The organism is Quadrisphaera sp. INWT6 (assembly GCF_015390235.1).
Lineage (GTDB): Bacteria > Actinomycetota > Actinomycetes > Actinomycetales > Quadrisphaeraceae > Quadrisphaera.
Genome location: NZ_VUOH01000001.1, coordinates 694017 through 711438, shown reverse-complemented (window position 1 = coordinate 711438; position 17422 = coordinate 694017). Strand labels below are relative to the sequence as shown.

The following is a 17422-nucleotide window of genomic DNA, read 5'->3' as shown; positions in this document are numbered from 1 at the left end:
GCGGGCACCGCCGAGAAGCTGGTCGATGGGCCAGGGTGCGACCTACCTTGACTGGCCACCACTCGCTGTCACACGGTGTGTCCCGTCGTTGGCTGGTGAGGCCGCAGCCCGTGCTCACCCGCAAGGGTTCGGCCACGCGCCAGGTGACGGGACGCGTGATGCACCGGCTGGTCTTGGGCGCGCCGATGCGCGCGGCAGGCCGCACGCTGGAAAGGGGCTAGGCAGTAGCGCCTGGCACCACCCTCGAGTTGTGGGGGCGACCCGAGGAGCGCAGCTGATGGACATCATGACCTTGCCAGCCCATCAGGTCCTCGAAGGATCGCGAGCCGGCGGTGAGCTCGGCCAGGCGTCGCTGCCCGACCTGGAGGGGGTGGTGGTGGTCAGGGTGTGTGGAGAGATCGACCTGTACACCGGTCCGGCGCTGCGGAGGACGCTGCAGGAGCTGTTGCCCCCACCGGCCTCCGCCCGACCTGACACCCCAGATGTTGGAGTGAGTGGCGGTGCCAGTGGGCGGGCAGCTGACGGGGTGCGCGCGGTGGTGGTGGACCTCAGCGAGGTGAGTTTCGCGGACTCTTACGCTTTGGGTGTGCTGGTGCACGGGCACCGGCTGGCTCGCCCTGGTGGTCGGGCCTATGCCGTGGTCGCCACCCTGGAGATGATCCACACGTTGTTCAGGGTGACAGGACTGGCGCGGGTGATGCCGTTGCACCCCGACGTGGTGAGTGCTGTGCGCAGCCTGCACCCCGCCCACGGCGACGTCCACAGGGTGGTGCCCGGGTAGCCATTGGGAGTGAGACGAACGGCGGCCTCGAGCACCAGGTGCCGCGACGTGCGCAGAGGCGGGCGGTCGGCGGTCCCTTGTGCGATGAGCAGCGGCGCAGTTCGCCGTCACCGTCGAGGAGCTCCGTGTCGCTCGGTCGGCGGGCGCGTTCGATAACTACGGTGCGACTGGGGATGCATGCTGACGGGGTGGGGACACCTGAAGCCGACGCGATGCGCGAAGTCGTGGCCCACGTCCACCCAGCGCTCACAGCCGCCGGGTTCCGCAAACGCCGGCACACCTTCAACCGCACCGTCCAGCCCGGCCTCGTGCACGTCATCAAGTACCAGCTCGCCCCTGCCGACCCGGCCGGCGTCGAGGAGGTCCCTGGGGTGCACATGAACCTGCAGGGCCTGTTCGCCGTCCAGCTGGGCGTCTACATCGCCGAGTCCTGGCAGCTCCAGCACGGCCACCACGGCGACCGCGCCCCAGTTACCGCCACCGGCCAGGCCGTGAAGGAGTGGGTGAACGACTACGACTGCGACATCCGCGAGGAGCTGGTCAGCGATGATCCAGGTCTGAAATGGATGTTTCCCCTGGACGACCCGCAGTCCATGGCAGCGCTGCAGGTGCAGCTCTTGCACAGCGAGGTCTTGCCCTGGCTGCAACGCTACAGCACGCGGCAGTCCATCCTCGAGCAGGTCGAGGCCGCGCCGGTGGACTCCCGCGACATCTGCGGTGATGCCGGCGCTGGCCCGGACCGTCTGCTGGCGGTGCGGATGCATTTGGGCGCCGGGAACCGGCAGGTAGCCCAGCGCCACTTCGAGGCATGGGTGAGGCACTGCCGCTCAGAACTGGCTCCGGGCGCCGAGGACGACGGCCACCTGGAGTTCCTCGCGGAGTTCGCGGACTCCACGGGCCTGATGATGCCGCCGAGGGGAGGGGTCTGAGTCCAACGGCGGCGCGTCGCGCCGGTGAGCCCGATGAGTGCTGCTGCGCCCGCTGGCCCGGTGAGCGATTCCCTTTATGACGGACGGTGGCCTCAAGCGCGGAGGCGTCGCGACGTGGACCGAGGCGGGCGGTCGACGGAGGCCCTCCGCACGGCGGTCAGCTGCCCTGGGCCTGCCGGGATACGCCCTCCCACTGCTTCCACGTCTCCAGCCGCTTCGCGTACAACTCCGGCACCGCAGTGGTCGGGCCGCTGCCGAACAGCACCCGCAGCGGCGGCTCCTCCGCATCGACGACCCGCAGCAGCGCCTGCGCCGCAGCAACCGGGTCACCCGGACTCGCCGAGGAGTACCGCTCCCGGGTGGCGTCGCGCACCGGCTGGTACTCGGGCATCTCCTCGCTGTGGTGCGCCGAGGCCCCCGACCAGTCCGTGGAGAACCCACCCGGCTCAACCAGGGTGACCTTGATGCCCTGGCCGGCGACCTCCTGGGCCAGGGACTCGCTCAGCCCCTCCAGCGCCCACTTGGAGGCGTGGTAGGCCCCGATGCCGGGGAAGGCGGCGATGCCACCGACGCTGGTGATCTGGATGATGTGCCCGCTGCCCTGGGCGCGCATGACCGGCAGCGCCGCCTGGGTCACCCACACCGCCCCGAACAGGTTGGCCTCCATCTGCTCGCGCAGGTCGGCCTCGCTGAGCTCCTCGACCGCACCGAAGTGGCCGTAGCCGGCGTTGTTGACCACCACGTCCAGGCGGCCCAGCTCGCGGGCGGCGCGGGCGACGGCCTCGCGGTCTGCGGCGCGGTCGGTGACGTCCAGCTGCAGCGGCAGCAGCGCGTCGCCGTGCTCAGCGCGCAGGTCGTCGAGGCTGGAGGTGTCGCGGGCGGTGGCGGCCACGCGGTCACCGCGGGCCAGGGCCGCCTTGGTGAACTCGCGGCCGAAGCCGCGCGAGGCGCCGGTGATGAACCACATCTTGGTCATGCATCCCTGATACCCGGTCGCGCACGATGCAATCTGGCGTGGTGACCGCCGTCGCGCCAGGTCGAACAGCTGCCCCCTGTGGCACTCGGCGCCACCCGGGCGGGACTGCGGTCCCGCCCTGCCGAGCCAGCGCGCTGGCGGCCAGAAGCAGCCGGGCCAGCGGTCAGCAGCCGTGCCCCGCCGCCGGACCTGGGGCAGACCCGGCGGTGCGGTTCCCCGTCGTCCTCGGACCCGCCCGGACAGGTCCGTGCTCAGGGTTCCAGCGGCGCCGACAGCTCGAGGTTGATGCCATCGGGGTCCTGCACCGACAGGATCGTCACGCCGAAGGCCGGCAGGTCCCTCACCGCCCCGTGCTCGACGCCCGCTGCTGCCAGCCGCTGTGCTGCGGCCTCGAGCTCGTGGCGTGAGCCGACGGTGAGCGCGAGGTGGTCCAAGCCCACGCGGTCGGAGTCGAACCTGTCGTCAGCCGGTGCGACCGGCCGCAGCCCCAGCACCTGCCGGCCCACCGTGAAGCTGCAGCCGCCGTAGACCCGGTCGGGGTCCTCGCGCACGGAGGGGTCGCCCCACAGGTGCGTGAAGTCCGTGCGGAGCGCGCCGGCGCCCAGCAGCCAGCTGTAGAAGGCCTTCGACCTGTGGGCGTCGGTGACGGTCAGCCGCACGTGGCCGATCGCGGACGGCTGGGCCACCGGTCCGTCAGCGCCGTCAGCGCGGTCCCGGCCGCCATCGGCCGTGGTCCGGGACTCGTCCATCCCCGCAGCCTGGCTGCCCGCCTGCGAACCGCAACCGGGGGCCCGGCCGCGCATCGGTTCGGGCAGGAGACCGACGATCGGGACGGGACGGTCGGAACGGGTAGGAGACAGCTGCCGCGCTCGGTACGTCTTCGGTCAGGGTGCCGGACGCTTCAACCGCCCTGGTGAGGACCCCATCTGCGACGACGTCGGCCCGAGCGTCCGGGCGCCGCGACGTGCCCTGACGCGGGCGGGCGGAGGTCCTCATCGAGACACACGTCGGCGCACGGCGGCGAGCGCCGCTGACCTCGGCCGTCGGTGGTGGGCGAGACGCGGCGCCGGATCCCCACGGCGGGACCTGACCGGCGTAGCCATCTCAAAAGGTGCTCAGGAGGTGGGGCGCTGGCGGGTGCTCCACAACGCCCACGCCACCAGCAGCGGCTGTCCCACCAACCGGATCGCTCGCTTGCGGTCGGAGTCCAGACCCAGGGAGTCGCGGCGCTGGGTGTACTGGGAGATGTTGCCCGGGAAGATCGCGGTGAAGAACGCCGCCGCCAGCAGACCCATCCGCCGCTGGTCCTCGCGCATCAGCACCAGACCCGCCCCCAGCGCGACCTCCGCGACCCCGGACATCAGCACGATCGCGTCCTCGTCGAAGGGTGAGCGCTCCACCGCCCACGGCGGCACCTGAGCCGCGAACGGCTCACGCGCGAAGGACAGGTGCGAGACACCGGCGAAGACCAACGCCCCTCCCAACAGCCAGCGCGCAGCGGTGCGGACCCGAGACGTCGACGTGGTCACCATCGCCCCACCCTGCGCGCTGGGAGCGACCTCCGCATCTGTATCGTGGACGACCTAAGCGCCCGCGACGCGAATGGACCGCGCGCGACGGGGCACAGACGGATCATGGCGAAGAACATCGGCTGGGCCACTGACGACGCGAAGACGCCCCTGGCGCCCCGGGAGTTCGACCGCAGGCCGGTCGGACCCGAGGACGTCCTCATCGACATCGCCTACTGCGGTGTGTGCCACTCCGACGTCCACCAGGCGCGCGACGAGTTCGGTGGCGCGCTGGCCACCCAGTGGCCGTGCATGCCCGGGCACGAGATCGCCGGGACCATCGCCGAGGTCGGCGAGCGCGTCACCGCCCACGCCGTCGGCGACCGGGTCGGGGTGGGGTGCCTGGTCTACTGGGGCGCTGAGGACCAGCGCGGCGTCACCGAAGAGCAGTACCAGCAGCCCCCGGCCGTGTTCACCTACAACGGCAACGACCCGGTCACCGGTGAGGTGACCCTGGGCGGGTACTCCGACCAGGTCGTGGTGCACGAGCACTTCGTCCTCAAGATCCCCGACGCCATCGAGCTGTCTGCGGCCGCGCCGCTGCTGTGCGCAGGGGTGACCACCTGGTCCCCGCTGGAGCACTGGAAGGTCGGCCCGGGGATGAAGGTCGGCGTGGCTGGCCTGGGCGGGCTCGGTCACCTGGCGGTGCAGCTGGCCAAAGCGCGAGGCGCCGATGAGGTCGTGGTCCTGACCACGACGCCGGCCAAGCGCGAAGAAGCACTGGCCCTGGGCGCCGATGCGGTGCTGGACATGACCGACGAGGACGCGGTCTCCGAGCGGGCGAGCTCGCTGGACTTCGTGCTGTCGACGATCCCGACGCCGTTCGACATGAAGCCGTACGTGGAGCTGGTCGCCCACGACGGCGCCCTGGTCTCGGTGGGGATGCTGGAGCCGCTGGAAGCAGGGGGCCTGGACATGGCGGCGGTGTCCATGAAGCGCGTCACCGTGGCCGGCTCGTTGATCGGCAGCATCGCTGAGACCCAGCAGGTGCTGGACTTCGCCGCTGAGCACGGCATCGCCGCGGAGGTGAAGGTCATCCCCGTGCAGCAGGTCAACGAGGCCTTCGACGAGGTCGTGGCCAAGGACGTGCGCTTTCGCTACGTCATCGACAACGCCACCCTGCGCCGCGCCTGACCAGAGCTGGCACCTCCGAACGAGCTCTTCCGCCCCCGCGCCCCCGCAGTACTGCACCCACGACACAGGAGGACTCCATGGCTTCGACACGAGAGACCAACACCGCCGCCCAGCAGCACCTGGGTGAGCTGCTCAACGCCGGGCAGATCGACCGCATCCATGAGGTCTTCGCTACCGACGTGCTCGACCACGACAAGGCCCCTGACCAGGGCGACGGCGTGGAGGGCACCAAGGACTTCTTCCGCACCCTGACCGCGGCCTTCCCCGACGCCCAGCTGCAGGTCGACCAGCTGGTCGCCGACGAGGACAACGTCGTCATCGCCTACCGGCTCAGCGGCACCCACCAGGGCGACTTCCAGGGAGTGCCCGCCACCGGCAAGCGCGTCGAGGCCCGCGGGGTGCAGGTCGGCCGCTTCGAGGACGGGAAGATCGTGGAGCGCTGGGGAGCGACGGACGAGCTGGGGATCCTGCATCAGCTCGGCGCCCAGATCAGCGCGCCAGTCGACTCCGAGGAGACGGTGCACTCCATCGCCCAGGGCGACCAGCCGGTCCTGACCGAGCGCGAGGACCGGTTCAGCACCGACGACCCCGACGTCCCTGGCGACTCCGCCGGGAGCGGGCAGGCTCCGCTGGACGTGCGAGCGGCTGAGTCGGAGCACGAGGCTGGCGCCCACCGCTGACGCTCGAGGCCCGGACGCCGGGCTGACGTGTGACATGAGGTGCAGCAGGGGGCCGGTGCGTCAGCACCGGCCCCCGCTCCCGCCTGCGGGCTGTTGAGTCTGTTGCAGTTCAGTCGTGGACGATTTACCGTCCAGTGCCGTGATCGACGATCAGCTCCTGCGCGGCTGGTGGAGCGGCCTTGATGAGCAGCTGCAGCGCCGGTGGCTCTCGTGGCATCCGGCTGATGCGGTGCCGGAGGAGCTTGCGCTGCAGGTGCGAGACCACCTTCCCGCTGACGTGCTGTCGGAGTACCTCTTCTGCATGGCTGAACCTGACACCGGCGAGGTGTCGGGTCAGTGGTTGGCCACCGACCGGTTCGCCGCCGCTGTGGAAGCTGCGCGGCACGAGGCGCCCTCCCGCCCCTCCGCCGCCAGGGGCGGTCGTCCGCGCTGACGGAATGGCCGCTGGGGAGGTACAGCGTCCGGCGGGGATCTTTCTGCGACGGCCGGCGGTTGGAGCTGTCGGCGTCCACCAGCAGCCACTGCGGCGTGCAGTCAGCGATCCCCTCTGCGACGGACACTGACCTCGAAAGCCAGGCAGGCGCCACGCGTGCCGAGGCGTTCGGTGACCGCCGGTCATCAGCGAGACGCTGACCGGAGCACGGTGGTCTGCGAGACGCTGACTGGCAGCAGTGGTCGGCGCTCACCCGCGCCTGGTCGAGAGTGAGTCCGATCTCCATGTGGTCGAACGCCTGCGCGGTCCAAGGTGGGTGAGAAGCAGGTCCTCACACGTCGTGGGACGTGACCAAAAGAAGCCCTGGCCCTGATCACATCCCAGTCGTCTCATGACGGCAGCGGTCGCGCCGTCCTCGATGCCTTCAGCCACGATGCGCAGACCCAGAGCGTGCACCAGGCCCACGGTGTGCTTGACGACGGCCTCGGCGGCCGGGTCGGACTCGATGTCCAGGGTGAAAGAGCGGTCCAGCTTGACCTCGTCCACGGGCAGGCGACGCAGATAAGACAGCGAGGAATAGCCTGTGCCGAAGTCGTCAAGGCTGACGCGCACCCCTATGGCGCGGACCGCACTCAGCACTGCGGCGACACGGTCGGGGTCGGTGACCAAGCTGTCCTCAGTCAGTTCCACGGTCAGCGCCGACGCCGGTAGATCGCGTTCGGTGAGGAGCTGCTGAAGGCGCTCGGCCAAGGCGAGGTCCTGGACGTCGACCGGGGACAGGTTGACCGCGACGGGCACGACCAGCCCAGCATCAGCCAGCGAGCGTGCGGCGTCCAGGGCTGCGCTCAGGACCGCTGTTGCCAAGGCCGGCAGCAGCCCCGCGCGGCTCATCAGAGGCAGGAAGTCACTCGGCGGTAGGAGGGTGCCGTCCGGTTCGCGCCAGCGGGCCAGGGCTTCAACGCCCACCAGACTCGCGTCTGCGAGGTCGATCTTGGGCTGGAGCAGGACTTCGATGCGCCCGGCGGTGGCACGTGCAGAAGGGGCGCCGGTCAAGCCATCACGAAGTCGTGACAGCAGCGCCAGGCGCGTCTCGCCCAGGTGGGCATCAACGGCGTCGGCGGGAGTGCAGACCCGACGCGGGCTGCCCTTGGCGGCGTACATGGCGATGTCGGCCATCCGCAGCAGGTCCCCGCGGCCCTGTGGGCCGGCGGTCGTGGTGGCTACACCGATGGAGGCGTCGACGGTCAGGCGTGCAGCTGCGAGAATGAAGGGTTCGCGAGCCGCGCGGACGACCTCCTGCGCTAGAGCCAGACCTTCACTCTCACTGGTGCGTGGCAGCAGCACGGCGAACTCATCCCCACCGAGTCGAGCGAAGAGCTCACCCGGCCCCGTGAGGTGCTCCACTCGCTGGGCGAAGGCAACAAGCAGGTCATCTCCCGCGCCGTGCCCGAGGCTGTCGTTGATGTCCTTGAAGCCATCGAGATCGATCAACAGCATCGTGGTCATGGTCTTGTTGCGTACCCCAGCGGCAAGGACGGTGTCGCATTCCTCGTACAGGGCCCGCCGGTTGGGCAGTCGGGTCAAGTCATCGGTGCGGGCCTCGCGGTGCACGTCAGCCATCTGGGCCAGCTCGCGAACGGTGAGTGCGGCGCGCAACCCGGCACCGCCGATGCACACGGCGGCGAAGACCCCAGCTACGGGAGGAAAGCGCTCGCCTTGCCCGAGGGCGAGTAGGGCGAGGCTGGCCCCTGCACTCAGCAGCGGGATGAGCAGGACCCGCATGGAGCCTCCACGGCGCCGGGTGAGGATCTCGAGTGCATCCACAGGCTGAGAACGGCGGCTGCGGTGCGCGGCCAGGACCATCAGCACGATCGCGAACAGGAACCCGATATCGCCCCAGCCACCCTGGACGTAGGTGCCGGCGACGACTTGCGTGGACAGGAGGACGTCGCTGGCGGCGGTCACGCCCAGTCCTGCGGCCAGCAGCAGTACCCAGTCGCGAAGTGCGGTGCGCAAAATGAAGAGCACTCCGACCAGCAGCACCAGCAGCAATAGGTCGAAGACGGGGTAGGCGATGGAGGCCAGCACGGTCAGCAGCGGGGTGCCGGGGTCGGTGGCGGTCAGAGGTCGAAACCACATCGCCGCGGCGATGGCGGCAACCCCAGCACCGGCCACGAGGCCGTCCAGCCAAACGCTGAGCGGGAAGCGACCTACGTGGGCGGTCAAGATCAGCACGATCGCGAGGTAGCAGGCCGGGTACCAAGACAGGTAAAAGACGTCTGCCATCGAGGGGTAGGGCATCTCGGGCAAGCGAGCCAGGACCAGGGAGTACCAGGCGTTTCCGCCTGCGGTGCACAACATCCCCAGCGCCAGGATCCGCCACCCCATCCCCTCTCGTGGGGAGTGCGCGGGTCGGAAGAACAACATGACCGCAGCAGCGACGTAGACGAAGTTGTACAGCCCGAGGTCCACGATGTGGGAAAGGGCTCGCGCACCAAGGGCGCTCTCCAGGTCGTTACGAGCTGGCACGCAGATGCAGCAAATCAGGAACGCCAGAACAGTGATGAGCAAGAAACTGCGGGGGCCGGCGGCAGGCCTGGCGTCAGCCATCAGCACATCACTCTCTGTTCCCCCGTGTGGCACCGGGCGCTCACAGTCGGAAGATCGCCACCGCAGCCCGCAGCTCGCCCGCAGTGCGCGACAGCTGCTGGGAGGTGGTGCTCGTCGCCGCCGCCCCCGAGGTCGTCTCAGCCGCCGCGGCCGCCACACCACCGATGTTGGCGCTGATCTCCTGAGTGCCCGAGGAGACCTCCGTGACCGAGCGGACCATCTCCGCGGTCGTGGCCGACTGCTCCTCCACCGCCGAGGCCACCGTCGCCTGCAGCGCGTCGATACGGCCAATGACCTCCCCGATCTGCTCGATCGCCGAACGCGCTGCCGCCGCATCACTTTGAGCGGTCGCCACCCGAGACACGATCTGCTCGGTCGCCTGGGCGGTCTGACGGGCCAGCTCCTTGACCTCACCGGCCACCACCGCGAAGCCCTTGCCCGCCTCACCGGCCCGGGCCGCCTCGATGGTGGCGTTCAGGGCCAGCAGGTTCGTCTGCTCCGCGATCGAGGTGATTAGCTTGACGACGTCACCGATCTCCCGGCTGGAATCCCCGAGGCGGTCCACGGTCTGACCGGCAGAGGTCGCAGTGCTGACCGCATCCTCAGCTGTCGAGGACGCCGATGCGGTGGAGGAGGCGATCTCCCCGATCGCTGCGGTCATCTCCTCCCCGGCCGCGGCGATGGTCGCCATCGAGGCGGAGATCTGCTCCGAGGCCGCGGCGACCAGCTGGGCCTGCACCGAGGACTCCTCCGCCCCGGCCGACAGCTGGGCCGAGACCGCCGAGAGGTGCTCAGAGGACGCAGCGACTGACTCGGCCTTGGTGGTGATGGTGGCCACCACCGCGGCGAGCTGGTCGATGGAGGCGTCGGTGGCGGCGGCCACCTGACCGACCTCGTCGCGGCTGTCGATCTTGGTGCGCTGGTCCAGACGTCCTGCTGCCAGGCCCTCGGTGACGGCGACCACCCGGCGCAGGCGGGTGGTGATGCCCCGGGAGATGACCTGGCTCAGAACCAGCCCAATCGCCAGGCCGAGCACCACCAAGACGACGAAGAGCGTCAGGCTGGTCGTGAACGCGGCAGCACCGGCATTGGACATCTCCAGGGCAGCCGCGGACTCCTCCTTCTGCAAGCCGTCCAGGGCCTGGAAGGCGGCGGTGGCCGCGGGGGTGACCGAGGCGTCGCGGGCCGCGGCGTACCCGGCGTCGTCATCGGCCAGGGCGAGGGTCTTGAGCTGCTCGCGCGCTTGGCGCCACGTGGTGATGGCCTCCCACGCCGCACTGCGCGATTCGTCGAGTGCTTGAGGGTCGGAGGCCTCGTAGGCCTTCCACTCGGTGTCCAGCGCCGTCTCGTGCTCGGCCACGGTGGACTGTATCTTCGCGGCGCCCGCGGCGTCGGCAAGGGCCATGTTGGCGGTGTCCAGCCGCATCTCGACGGCGTCCTCGTAGACCGCGCCGAGGTCAGCGACGGACATTAGCTGGGAGTACACGCCTTCGGAGCGCTGCTGGGCCGCGTCCAGCTGGACGGCGGCGAAGCCGGCGACGGCGATGAGCACCGTCCCGGACAACAGCTGGACGGCGGTGAGCTTGGTACCGATCTTGATGTTGCTCAGGTGCGACAGCACAGTGGCTCCGATGGTGGAAGCTTGCTTGCCTGACGCACACGTCATCGGCAGGTGAGGCCGCCGCGTGCACCGGTGGACCGGTATGCCGATGGGTAGACGCCCGTCCGGACTGGCGTCAGTCATGCCTACGAGTCGCTGCTGATCCCCGGGCTGTCAGCTAGCCGGTGACTCGGCCTCGGCTGCAGCTCCTCGAGTGAAGGCGGTTCCCGGGCGGCCGTGGCGTCCGGTAACCCATCCCCGAGTGCGACTAGCCGCCAGCTCAGTCATCGGTCCGCCGTGAAGGCTCCAGGCGCCCGATCGACGGTCGCTCATCGGGCCCTAACTGAGCTGCCCGATGGAGTGGAGCCGCTAACACGAGGAAGCGCGCGTGATCACCTCAGGGACGTCCTCGACGTCCTCGGGCAGGCGCCGCGGCCCAGCCTCAGACGGGCGCGGGCGGTCCTGCGGATGCACGCGCACCGCGACCAGCGCCACATCGTCCTCGGGCCGCTCCGGCAGCATCCGCGCCAGGACCCCATCGCACAGAGCATCCAGGCCGGCGTCATCCCCGGCCAGCTCCTCCAGGGTCCGCTGCAGCAGCGCCAGTCCCTGCTCCAGGGGCTGGTCACGCCGCTCCACCAGGCCGTCGGTGAACAGCAGCACCGTGGAGCCCTCCGTCAGGAACACCTCCGCATCGGTGCGCTCGGTCTCGGGCAGCACCCCCAGCAGCAGCTCAGAGGACCCACCGGTCAGCGACGTGACGCCGCCTTCGGCGTCGATCACCATCGGCGGCGGGTGGCCGGCGTTGGACCACACCAACCGGGTCACCGCCTGCTGCAGCTGCTCAGCGGTCTGCTCGAAACGCGCGACCACCGCGGTGGCCGTCGTGGGCACCTGCAAGGTGGTCATCGCCTTGTCCACCCCCGTCAGGATCCCCGCCGGACCAGCGCCGGTGGCCACAGCGATGCCGCGCAGCAGGGAGCGGATCTGCCCCATCGTCGTGGCGGCCTGGGTGTCGTGACCCAGCACGTCCCCCACGGTGAGGATCATGGTGCCCTCTGGCTGCAGGAAGGCGTCGTACCAGTCCCCGCCCACCTGGGAGGACTGCGCTGCCGGGGTGTAGAGCACCACCACCTGCAGGTGGTCGGGCTCGACCGGTGGAGTCAGCAGCGACCGCTGCAGGGCCTCGGCCAGCTCGCGCTGGTGGCGGTACAGACGGGCGTTGTCCAGCGCCAGGCCCGCGCGGCCGGCGACGTCGCTGGCGGTGGCGACCTCTTCGGCGGACATCGGCGCGCGAGCGGTACCGCCGGCCAGCACCAGCAGGCCCAGCGTGTGTCCGCGGGCGCGCAGCGGCAGCACCAGCAGCGACTCCGGGGCCAGCTGGGCGGCCAGCTCCCGAGCCCGGCCCGGCGCGAGCACCGAGGTCAGGTAGTCCGTGGCCCCGGTGGGGCAGGCCTGGACGGTCCCGGTCACCAGAGCCTGAGCGAGCAGGGACTCCGGGTGCAGCGCCGCGAGCCTGGTGCGGGCGTACTCGGCGACGAGGGCTCGCTGGGCGGGATCGGTGTGCCAGGAGCCGACATCGCGCAGTGCGCGGCTCAGGGCGACCCGTGGCCCTGGGTGCTGCTCGTCGGTGACCAGGGTGACGACGCACCAGTCCGCCAGCAGTGGTACCACCAGCTCCGCCAGGCGCCCCACGGCCTGCTCGGCGTCCAGGGTCCCGGCCAGCTCACTGGTCACCTGTGCCAGCAGCTCCGCGCGGGCGGTGGCCCGTCCCAGGTCGGCGACCAGCTGCTCAAGCTCGCGGGTGCGGGCGTACAGGTCAGCTTCGACGCGTGCGGCGCGCTGGCGCAGGAGCTGGTTCAGCTCGCTGGTCTCCCGTGCCTCTTCGCGGGTGTGGACGTACTCGGTGATGTCGTCCGAGCGGTGCAGTAGGAACACCACCTGGCCGTCCTGGTCCAGAATCGGGACGTTGCGCGGGCTCCAGTAGCGCTCGGCCCAGGCGCCGTCAGGCAGGGGGATGTCGTACTTCTGGATCGCCATCGTCACCGGGCGGCGGGAGTCGCGTGCCGCGGCCAGTGAGTTGCGCAGGTTGACCAGTCCGTCGGCGCCTGGGTCGTCGGGGTTCATCGGGAACACCTCGAACAGGCCCCGCCCGACGGTGGCCTCCAAGGTGGTGGCGGTGGCCTGCAGCCATGCACGGTTGGCGTGCACGATGACGAAGTCCGGCGTCAGCAGCAGCAGCGGGGCCGGTGTCTCATCGAAGATGCGCCGGATGGTTGTGTCAACCCGATCTGGCCCCACTGTGATGCTCTGTTTTGGCCCCACCTGGCTCGTGCCGAAGGGCGCCGTCCGCTACGAGCAGTGAGGACGGCGTCGGTGGGTCAGACGCTGGCGGCCCCCTCGCGGTGTTCGACGCTGTCGGCCTCGGCGTGCTCGCCGACCGGGGCTCGCTGCGGGGGTCGGGGTCCGGTGCCGCGGGCGGCACGGGTGCTGCGCAGCCGGTAGGACTCCGTGCCGGTGTTGATGATGTGCCCGCGGTAGGTCAACCGGTCCACCACCGCCGCCGCCAGTCGCGGGTCGGTGAACGTCGCGCCCCACTCGCTGAACGGGGCGTTGGACGCGCACGCGATCGACGCCCGCTCCTCCCGCGCGGTGATCACCTGGAACAGCAGCTCGGCGCCGCGGGGGTCCAGGTGGACGTAGCCGACCTCGTCCAAGCACAGCAGGTCCAGCCGCGCGTACCGCCCGACCACCCGGGACAGCTGCTTGTCGTCGGCGGCCTCGACGAGCTCGTTGACCAGCGCGGCGGTGGTCACGTACCGGACCCGTCGGCCCTGCTCGGCGGCGGCGGTGCCCAGGGCGATCAGCAGGTGGGTCTTGCCGGTGCCGGAGTCACCCAGCAGCACCACCGGCTCCCCGGCGCCGATCCAGGCCCCTTCGGCCAGGTGCGCCAGCGTCGCCGGCGGTAGCCCGGGCAGCACCGACAGGTCCAGGTCCGCCAGCCGCTTGGGTCTGGGAAAGCGGGCCTCGTTGACGCGTCGGGTGCGGGCGCGGGCTTCGCGTTCGTCGCACTCGGCGGACAGCACCTCCGCCAGAAACGCGGTGTGGGACAGGCGTTCACGGGCTGCTGCCTCGGCGATGCGGGCGGCTTCGGTGCGGATGGTGGGCAGCTTGAGCACCGTGCACGCCGCCCCGATCGCTGCGGCCGCGGCCGGGCCGCTGATCGCCCGCGCCACCGGGCTCGTCGTCGGGGTCATGCCGGCACCGCCGTCAGCAGCTCGTCGTAGCCGTCCAACCTCGGGGCCGGGCGGGCTGGGTCGCCGTAGACCCCGGCAGCGACCTGCTCGACGCGCTGCGCGACGCCCTGCCCACCGTGCAGGACACCTCGCGGCGCCGGACTCGTCGTGCCCGTCGTCGTACCCGTCGTCGTGCCCGTCGTCGTGCCCGTCGTCGTGCCCGTCGTGGTGCCCGTCGTGGTGCCCGTCGTCGTGCGCGTGGTGGTGTGCTCGATGGCCCGGCGGGCCTCCACCAGCGCCACCGCCGCGGTCGGGTTGGCGATCCGCACCGCGGCGTCCATCCCCGCCACCAGCGCCGATGCCGGCATCGTGCGCGCGCCCAGCAGCACCTCGATCAGCTCACGAGTCCCTGCTCCGTCACCACCGGCGCGGCGCGCTGCATCCCAGAACCGCTGATGGGCATCGGTGAACAGGCCCGCCGCGCGGGCCGCGGCCAGTGGGGTGGACCCCGCCAGCGCCCCGGGCTTGCGAGTCAGGACCTCCAGGTAGTGGTCCAGCAGCAGGTCCTGGGTGTACTTGTGCATCGACCGGGCATGCTCAGCGACCACCCGCCCACCCCCAGCCGACCCGCCAGCAGGCTGCAGGACGGTCACGGTCCGCGCACCCAGGCGCACGTCCACACGCCGCCCCACCAGGTGCGCGGGCACGGAGTAGTAGGACTGGCGCACGCAGATGCGGGCCTTGGCGTCCACCCGCACCGACAGCACCTGGGTGGCGTCATAGCCGCTCGCCGGCAGCGCCCGCAGCCAGGCCCGCTCCGCGGCCGCGGTGACCCCGACGCTGCCCGGGCGTCCGACGATGCGGCGGTCCTCATCCCGTGCGTCGGCGGCGGCCATCAGCGCTTCCAGCTCGGCCAGGGTGGCCACGCGGGGCACGGGGGTCAGGTGCCGGCGCCGGAAGCGGCCGATCTCACCCTCCACCCCGCCCTTCTCATGGGCGCCGGGCTTGCCGGGCCTGCAGAAGAAGGACTCGAAGCCGTAGTGCGAGCGCATCCCGATGAACCGCTCGTTGCACTCCCGCTCCCGGCCCAGCAGCACCTTGGTGACCGCCGGGCGCAGGTTGTCGTAGCGCACCATCCCCGTGGGCACCCCGCCGAAGTGGGCGAAGGCGCGCACATGCCCGTCCAGGAAGGACTCCGCGGCCTGGTTGGGGTAGACGTAGTGCACCGCGCGCCCAGAGTGCGACAAGCGCATCACGAACATCCACACCTTCTCCTCCACCCCGGCGATGAAGGCGCGGAACTCCCCGAAGTCAACCTGGGCGTCCACCCCGGGGGCGTGGTGCTGAGGCACCATCACCTCGGCGTGGACCAGCCCGACCTCCTTCTTCAGCCGCGCGACCAGCGGGCGCACACTGGACTCCGCGACCACCACGTCGTGCTCCTCGACCAGGCGCTGCCACACCCGGCGGGCGGTGTGACGCTGCTTGCGCGGCGCGTCCAGGTCCGCGACCAGCCACTGACGCACGAGGGCCTCGTGCGGGCCGAGCACCGGCGCGGTACGCACCGGGGTCTTCCTGGCCGGCGGGACCGCGTTCGCCAGTGCCTGGCGCACGGTGCGTCGGTGGACGTGGTGGCGGGTAGCGAGCTCTCGGATGGAGAGCCCTTCATCGCGGGCGTCCCTGCGGATACGTTCGAACTGCTCCACTCTCGATCTCTCCTTCATGGCCCTGCGCTTCCGTGATCGCCTTGGCAGACGTCACGGAACGTAGGGGCTGGTCAGGTCGGGAGTGGGGCCACTTCAGAGCATCACTACGGCCTCTACCGGGGCCAGATCAGGCTGTCACTCTTACCGGAAGTCCGGCCCGGGCATCTGGTCTACCTGAGGCATCTGAGGCACCTGGGCCACTGGTCAGCCTTTCACCAAGGGGCCCCCCGTGCTTGGAGCGGCCTGGTGAGCCTAGGTCCCCCGGGGGAGGCCACCTATGGGTGTACCGAGGCGTCCAGCCCGCAGCCACCAGCTGTCGGGGGCAGGTGAGCGGATGGAGCCAGGGTCACCGACAGCACTGTCATGCCGTCAGTGCCCCCTCGCCTCACATGCCCAGCTTGCCCTTGAGGCCACCGAGCCCACCCGCTGCTCCCCCGGCGTCACCACCGCCACCGGAGACCATGCCGATCAGGTCGGAGGGGTCGACACCGAACTTTCCGAGCAGCCCAGCGTCCTTGTCGGTGTCGACCTGGTCAGGCAGCTCCTGACCGGCCTGGTCGGCCTGCTGGCCACCGATCTTGGACATGATGAACTGGATGACGCGGTCCTCGGGGATCTGCATGGTCACTCCTGGGTCGTTGGCGGGTGGTGTCGTCTCTTCATCTACCCGGCGAGGGGTCGGTGACGCGCGGTTCACCCCCGGGTGTCCCGGATGTCCATGGCTATCTCGGACAGCGCGTCGCTACGTGGGTCGACTCTTCACCGCAGGGACTCCACGCTGGCTGACATGGCCAATGATCCCGGAGCCGCACGTACGACCGAGCGTTTGCTGCTGCGCCCCTGGCGCATCCCCGAGGCCACCGTCCAGCGCCAGCTGTGGCTCGAGCGGGACCCTCGCGTGCCAGCCCACCGACGCATCAACGCCGACGGGCACCCCACGCTGGCCGAGCTGCAGCAGCGCATCCGCACCCAGCCACCGCCGACGACCTGCGGCCTGCTGGCAGTGCAGCGCCTGAGCGACGACGCAGTGCTCGGCTACTGCGGGCTCATCGAAGGCGAAGGTGACCAGGACCCTGAGCTGGCCTTCGAGCTGTTGCGCCGGTTCTGGGGGCAGGGGTATGCGACCGAGGCCGCTACAGCGGTCGTTGACTGGGCGCGCTCATCGGGACACCACAGCCTCAAGGCCACGGTGTGGGACTGGAACACCGCATCGCGTCGGGTGCTGGCCAAGGTGGGTTTCACCGAGGTCGCCACCACCGAGCCTGTCAGTGTCTACGGCAGCACGGTGGTGACCACGATGCCCCTGCAGCCTGCTCAACACCTGCAGCACTGAGCACCGCCGATGCTTGTGCTGCTGACCGTCACCTACTTGCGGCAGGTGACATGGAGCCTGTCCAGTCCGCGGTGACCGGGTGCCGGTCGGAGGTCCACGGACGTCATCCCTGCCAGCTGCAGACGGGTCTTCAGCTCCTGGCGGGTCTAGGGGCGCATGCGGAAGTCGTTCGTGGCCACCTGCTCGCCCTCAGATGAGGTCACCCGGTGCTCCTCGTGCACGTGGAGCAGCCCCTGGTTCCAGGTGGTGGTGGAGGTGAAGGTCAGCACCGTCCCGGGCCCCACCCTGGGCAGGCGGCCACTGACGTCGACGGTGCGGGTGCGCGGTGTTCCGGTGGCTCGTGCGGCGGAGCCTGCCGCCTCGCGCACGTCCAGGATCAGCACTCCGCCGGGGCGCACGCTGGCGCTCATCGCCTCCAGTGCGGCCTGGCGCTCTG

The 17422-nt window shown here is 70.5% G+C and carries 16 protein-coding genes; 6 read left to right on the top strand and 10 right to left on the bottom strand.

Annotated elements, in window-relative coordinates; genetic code table 11:
* Positions 1 to 277: 277 nt before the first annotated feature.
* Together F1641_RS03215 and F1641_RS03210 are read left to right on the top strand one after the other, a co-directional pair.
* Complete coding sequence (locus F1641_RS03215) at positions 278 to 781, top strand: STAS domain-containing protein (RefSeq protein WP_206690416.1); 504 nt, start codon at positions 278 to 280, stop codon at positions 779 to 781.
* Positions 782 to 954: 173 nt separating this feature from the next.
* On the top strand, positions 955 to 1710 hold the full coding sequence (locus F1641_RS03210) for a DUF4304 domain-containing protein (protein WP_194902985.1): 756 nt from the start codon (positions 955 to 957) through the stop codon (positions 1708 to 1710).
* A gap of 157 nt (positions 1711 to 1867) precedes the next feature.
* Here the strand turns inward: F1641_RS03210 and F1641_RS03205 are convergent, their stop codons facing one another.
* From F1641_RS03205 to F1641_RS03195, 3 genes are all read right to left on the bottom strand, one after another.
* Entirely contained in the window at positions 1868 to 2677 is an 810-nt protein-coding gene (locus tag F1641_RS03205; RefSeq protein WP_375541459.1) for an SDR family oxidoreductase, read from the bottom strand.
* A 260-nt stretch (positions 2678 to 2937) separates the two neighbouring features.
* Positions 2938 to 3435 carry a VOC family protein gene (locus tag F1641_RS03200; RefSeq protein ID WP_194902983.1) on the bottom strand — a complete coding sequence of 166 codons (498 nt, stop codon included), beginning with the start codon at positions 3433 to 3435 and terminating at the stop codon, positions 2938 to 2940.
* 366 nt (positions 3436 to 3801) lie between these two features.
* Positions 3802 to 4218 (bottom strand): hypothetical protein, encoded by a 417-nt coding sequence (locus F1641_RS03195; RefSeq protein WP_194902982.1) that lies wholly within the window; start codon positions 4216 to 4218, stop codon positions 3802 to 3804.
* 102 nt (positions 4219 to 4320) lie between these two features.
* On the opposite strand from F1641_RS03195, the gene F1641_RS03190 reads away from it, so the two are divergent.
* The 3 genes from F1641_RS03190 (at position 4321) to F1641_RS03180 (ending at position 6501) form a co-directional block, all read left to right on the top strand.
* On the top strand, positions 4321 to 5388 hold the full coding sequence (locus tag F1641_RS03190) for an NAD(P)-dependent alcohol dehydrogenase (RefSeq protein WP_194902981.1): 1068 nt from the start codon (positions 4321 to 4323) through the stop codon (positions 5386 to 5388).
* Positions 5389 to 5465: 77 nt separating this feature from the next.
* Positions 5466 to 6068, top strand: coding sequence for an ester cyclase (locus tag F1641_RS03185; protein ID WP_194902980.1), 603 nt, complete (start codon positions 5466 to 5468; stop codon positions 6066 to 6068).
* 139 nt (positions 6069 to 6207) lie between these two features.
* Positions 6208 to 6501 (top strand): hypothetical protein, encoded by a 294-nt coding sequence (locus tag F1641_RS03180; protein ID WP_194902979.1) that lies wholly within the window; start codon positions 6208 to 6210, stop codon positions 6499 to 6501.
* A gap of 249 nt (positions 6502 to 6750) precedes the next feature.
* Here F1641_RS03180 and F1641_RS03175 read toward each other — a convergent pair whose 3' ends face one another.
* The 6 genes from F1641_RS03175 to F1641_RS03150 all read right to left on the bottom strand — a co-directional run bounded on the left by F1641_RS03175 (position 6751) and on the right by F1641_RS03150 (position 16275).
* Positions 6751 to 9111 carry a bifunctional diguanylate cyclase/phosphodiesterase gene (locus F1641_RS03175; protein WP_194902978.1) on the bottom strand — a complete coding sequence of 787 codons (2361 nt, stop codon included), beginning with the start codon at positions 9109 to 9111 and terminating at the stop codon, positions 6751 to 6753.
* A 40-nt stretch (positions 9112 to 9151) separates the two neighbouring features.
* On the bottom strand, positions 9152 to 10732 hold the full coding sequence (locus F1641_RS03170) for a methyl-accepting chemotaxis protein (protein WP_309225343.1): 1581 nt from the start codon (positions 10730 to 10732) through the stop codon (positions 9152 to 9154).
* A gap of 348 nt (positions 10733 to 11080) precedes the next feature.
* Positions 11081 to 13012: a SpoIIE family protein phosphatase gene (locus F1641_RS22830; RefSeq protein WP_309225342.1), complete on the bottom strand. Its 1932-nt coding sequence runs from the start codon at positions 13010 to 13012 to the stop codon at positions 11081 to 11083.
* An 80-nt stretch (positions 13013 to 13092) separates the two neighbouring features.
* Positions 13093 to 13968 (bottom strand): IS21-like element helper ATPase IstB, encoded by an 876-nt coding sequence (gene istB / locus F1641_RS03160; protein WP_194902976.1) that lies wholly within the window; start codon positions 13966 to 13968, stop codon positions 13093 to 13095.
* The gene (istA, locus tag F1641_RS03155) at positions 13965 to 15671 is read right to left on the bottom strand and encodes an IS21 family transposase (protein WP_255513843.1); all 1707 of its coding nucleotides are present in this window, start codon (positions 15669 to 15671) and stop codon (positions 13965 to 13967) included. The genes istB and istA overlap by 4 nt, the downstream gene beginning before the upstream one ends.
* Before the next feature lie 367 nt (positions 15672 to 16038).
* Positions 16039 to 16275 (bottom strand): hypothetical protein, encoded by a 237-nt coding sequence (locus F1641_RS03150; protein WP_194902975.1) that lies wholly within the window; start codon positions 16273 to 16275, stop codon positions 16039 to 16041.
* A gap of 165 nt (positions 16276 to 16440) precedes the next feature.
* On the opposite strand from F1641_RS03150, the gene F1641_RS03145 reads away from it, so the two are divergent.
* Positions 16441 to 16986 carry a GNAT family N-acetyltransferase gene (locus F1641_RS03145; protein WP_194902974.1) on the top strand — a complete coding sequence of 182 codons (546 nt, stop codon included), beginning with the start codon at positions 16441 to 16443 and terminating at the stop codon, positions 16984 to 16986.
* A 146-nt stretch (positions 16987 to 17132) separates the two neighbouring features.
* Here the strand turns inward: F1641_RS03145 and F1641_RS03140 are convergent, their stop codons facing one another.
* Complete coding sequence (locus tag F1641_RS03140) at positions 17133 to 17396, bottom strand: hypothetical protein (RefSeq protein ID WP_194902973.1); 264 nt, start codon at positions 17394 to 17396, stop codon at positions 17133 to 17135.
* Positions 17397 to 17422: the final 26 nt, after the last annotated feature.

Coding starts and splice junctions, on each gene's coding strand:
- F1641_RS03215 (WP_206690416.1), top strand. CDS start 278: ATGGACATCATGACCTTGCCAGCCCATCAGGTCCTCGAAGGATCGCGA.
- F1641_RS03210 (WP_194902985.1), top strand. CDS start 955: ATGCATGCTGACGGGGTGGGGACACCTGAAGCCGACGCGATGCGCGAA.
- F1641_RS03205 (WP_375541459.1), bottom strand. CDS start 2,677: ATGTGGTTCATCACCGGCGCCTCGCGCGGCTTCGGCCGCGAGTTCACC.
- F1641_RS03200 (WP_194902983.1), bottom strand. CDS start 3,435: ATGGACGAGTCCCGGACCACGGCCGATGGCGGCCGGGACCGCGCTGAC.
- F1641_RS03195 (WP_194902982.1), bottom strand. CDS start 4,218: ATGGTGACCACGTCGACGTCTCGGGTCCGCACCGCTGCGCGCTGGCTG.
- F1641_RS03190 (WP_194902981.1), top strand. CDS start 4,321: ATGGCGAAGAACATCGGCTGGGCCACTGACGACGCGAAGACGCCCCTG.
- F1641_RS03185 (WP_194902980.1), top strand. CDS start 5,466: ATGGCTTCGACACGAGAGACCAACACCGCCGCCCAGCAGCACCTGGGT.
- F1641_RS03175 (WP_194902978.1), bottom strand. CDS start 9,111: ATGGCTGACGCCAGGCCTGCCGCCGGCCCCCGCAGTTTCTTGCTCATC.
- istB (WP_194902976.1), bottom strand. CDS start 13,968: ATGACCCCGACGACGAGCCCGGTGGCGCGGGCGATCAGCGGCCCGGCC.
- istA (WP_255513843.1), bottom strand. CDS start 15,671: ATGAAGGAGAGATCGAGAGTGGAGCAGTTCGAACGTATCCGCAGGGAC.
- F1641_RS03150 (WP_194902975.1), bottom strand. CDS start 16,275: ATGCAGATCCCCGAGGACCGCGTCATCCAGTTCATCATGTCCAAGATC.
- F1641_RS03145 (WP_194902974.1), top strand. CDS start 16,441: ATGGCCAATGATCCCGGAGCCGCACGTACGACCGAGCGTTTGCTGCTG.
- F1641_RS03140 (WP_194902973.1), bottom strand. CDS start 17,396: ATGAGCGCCAGCGTGCGCCCCGGCGGAGTGCTGATCCTGGACGTGCGC.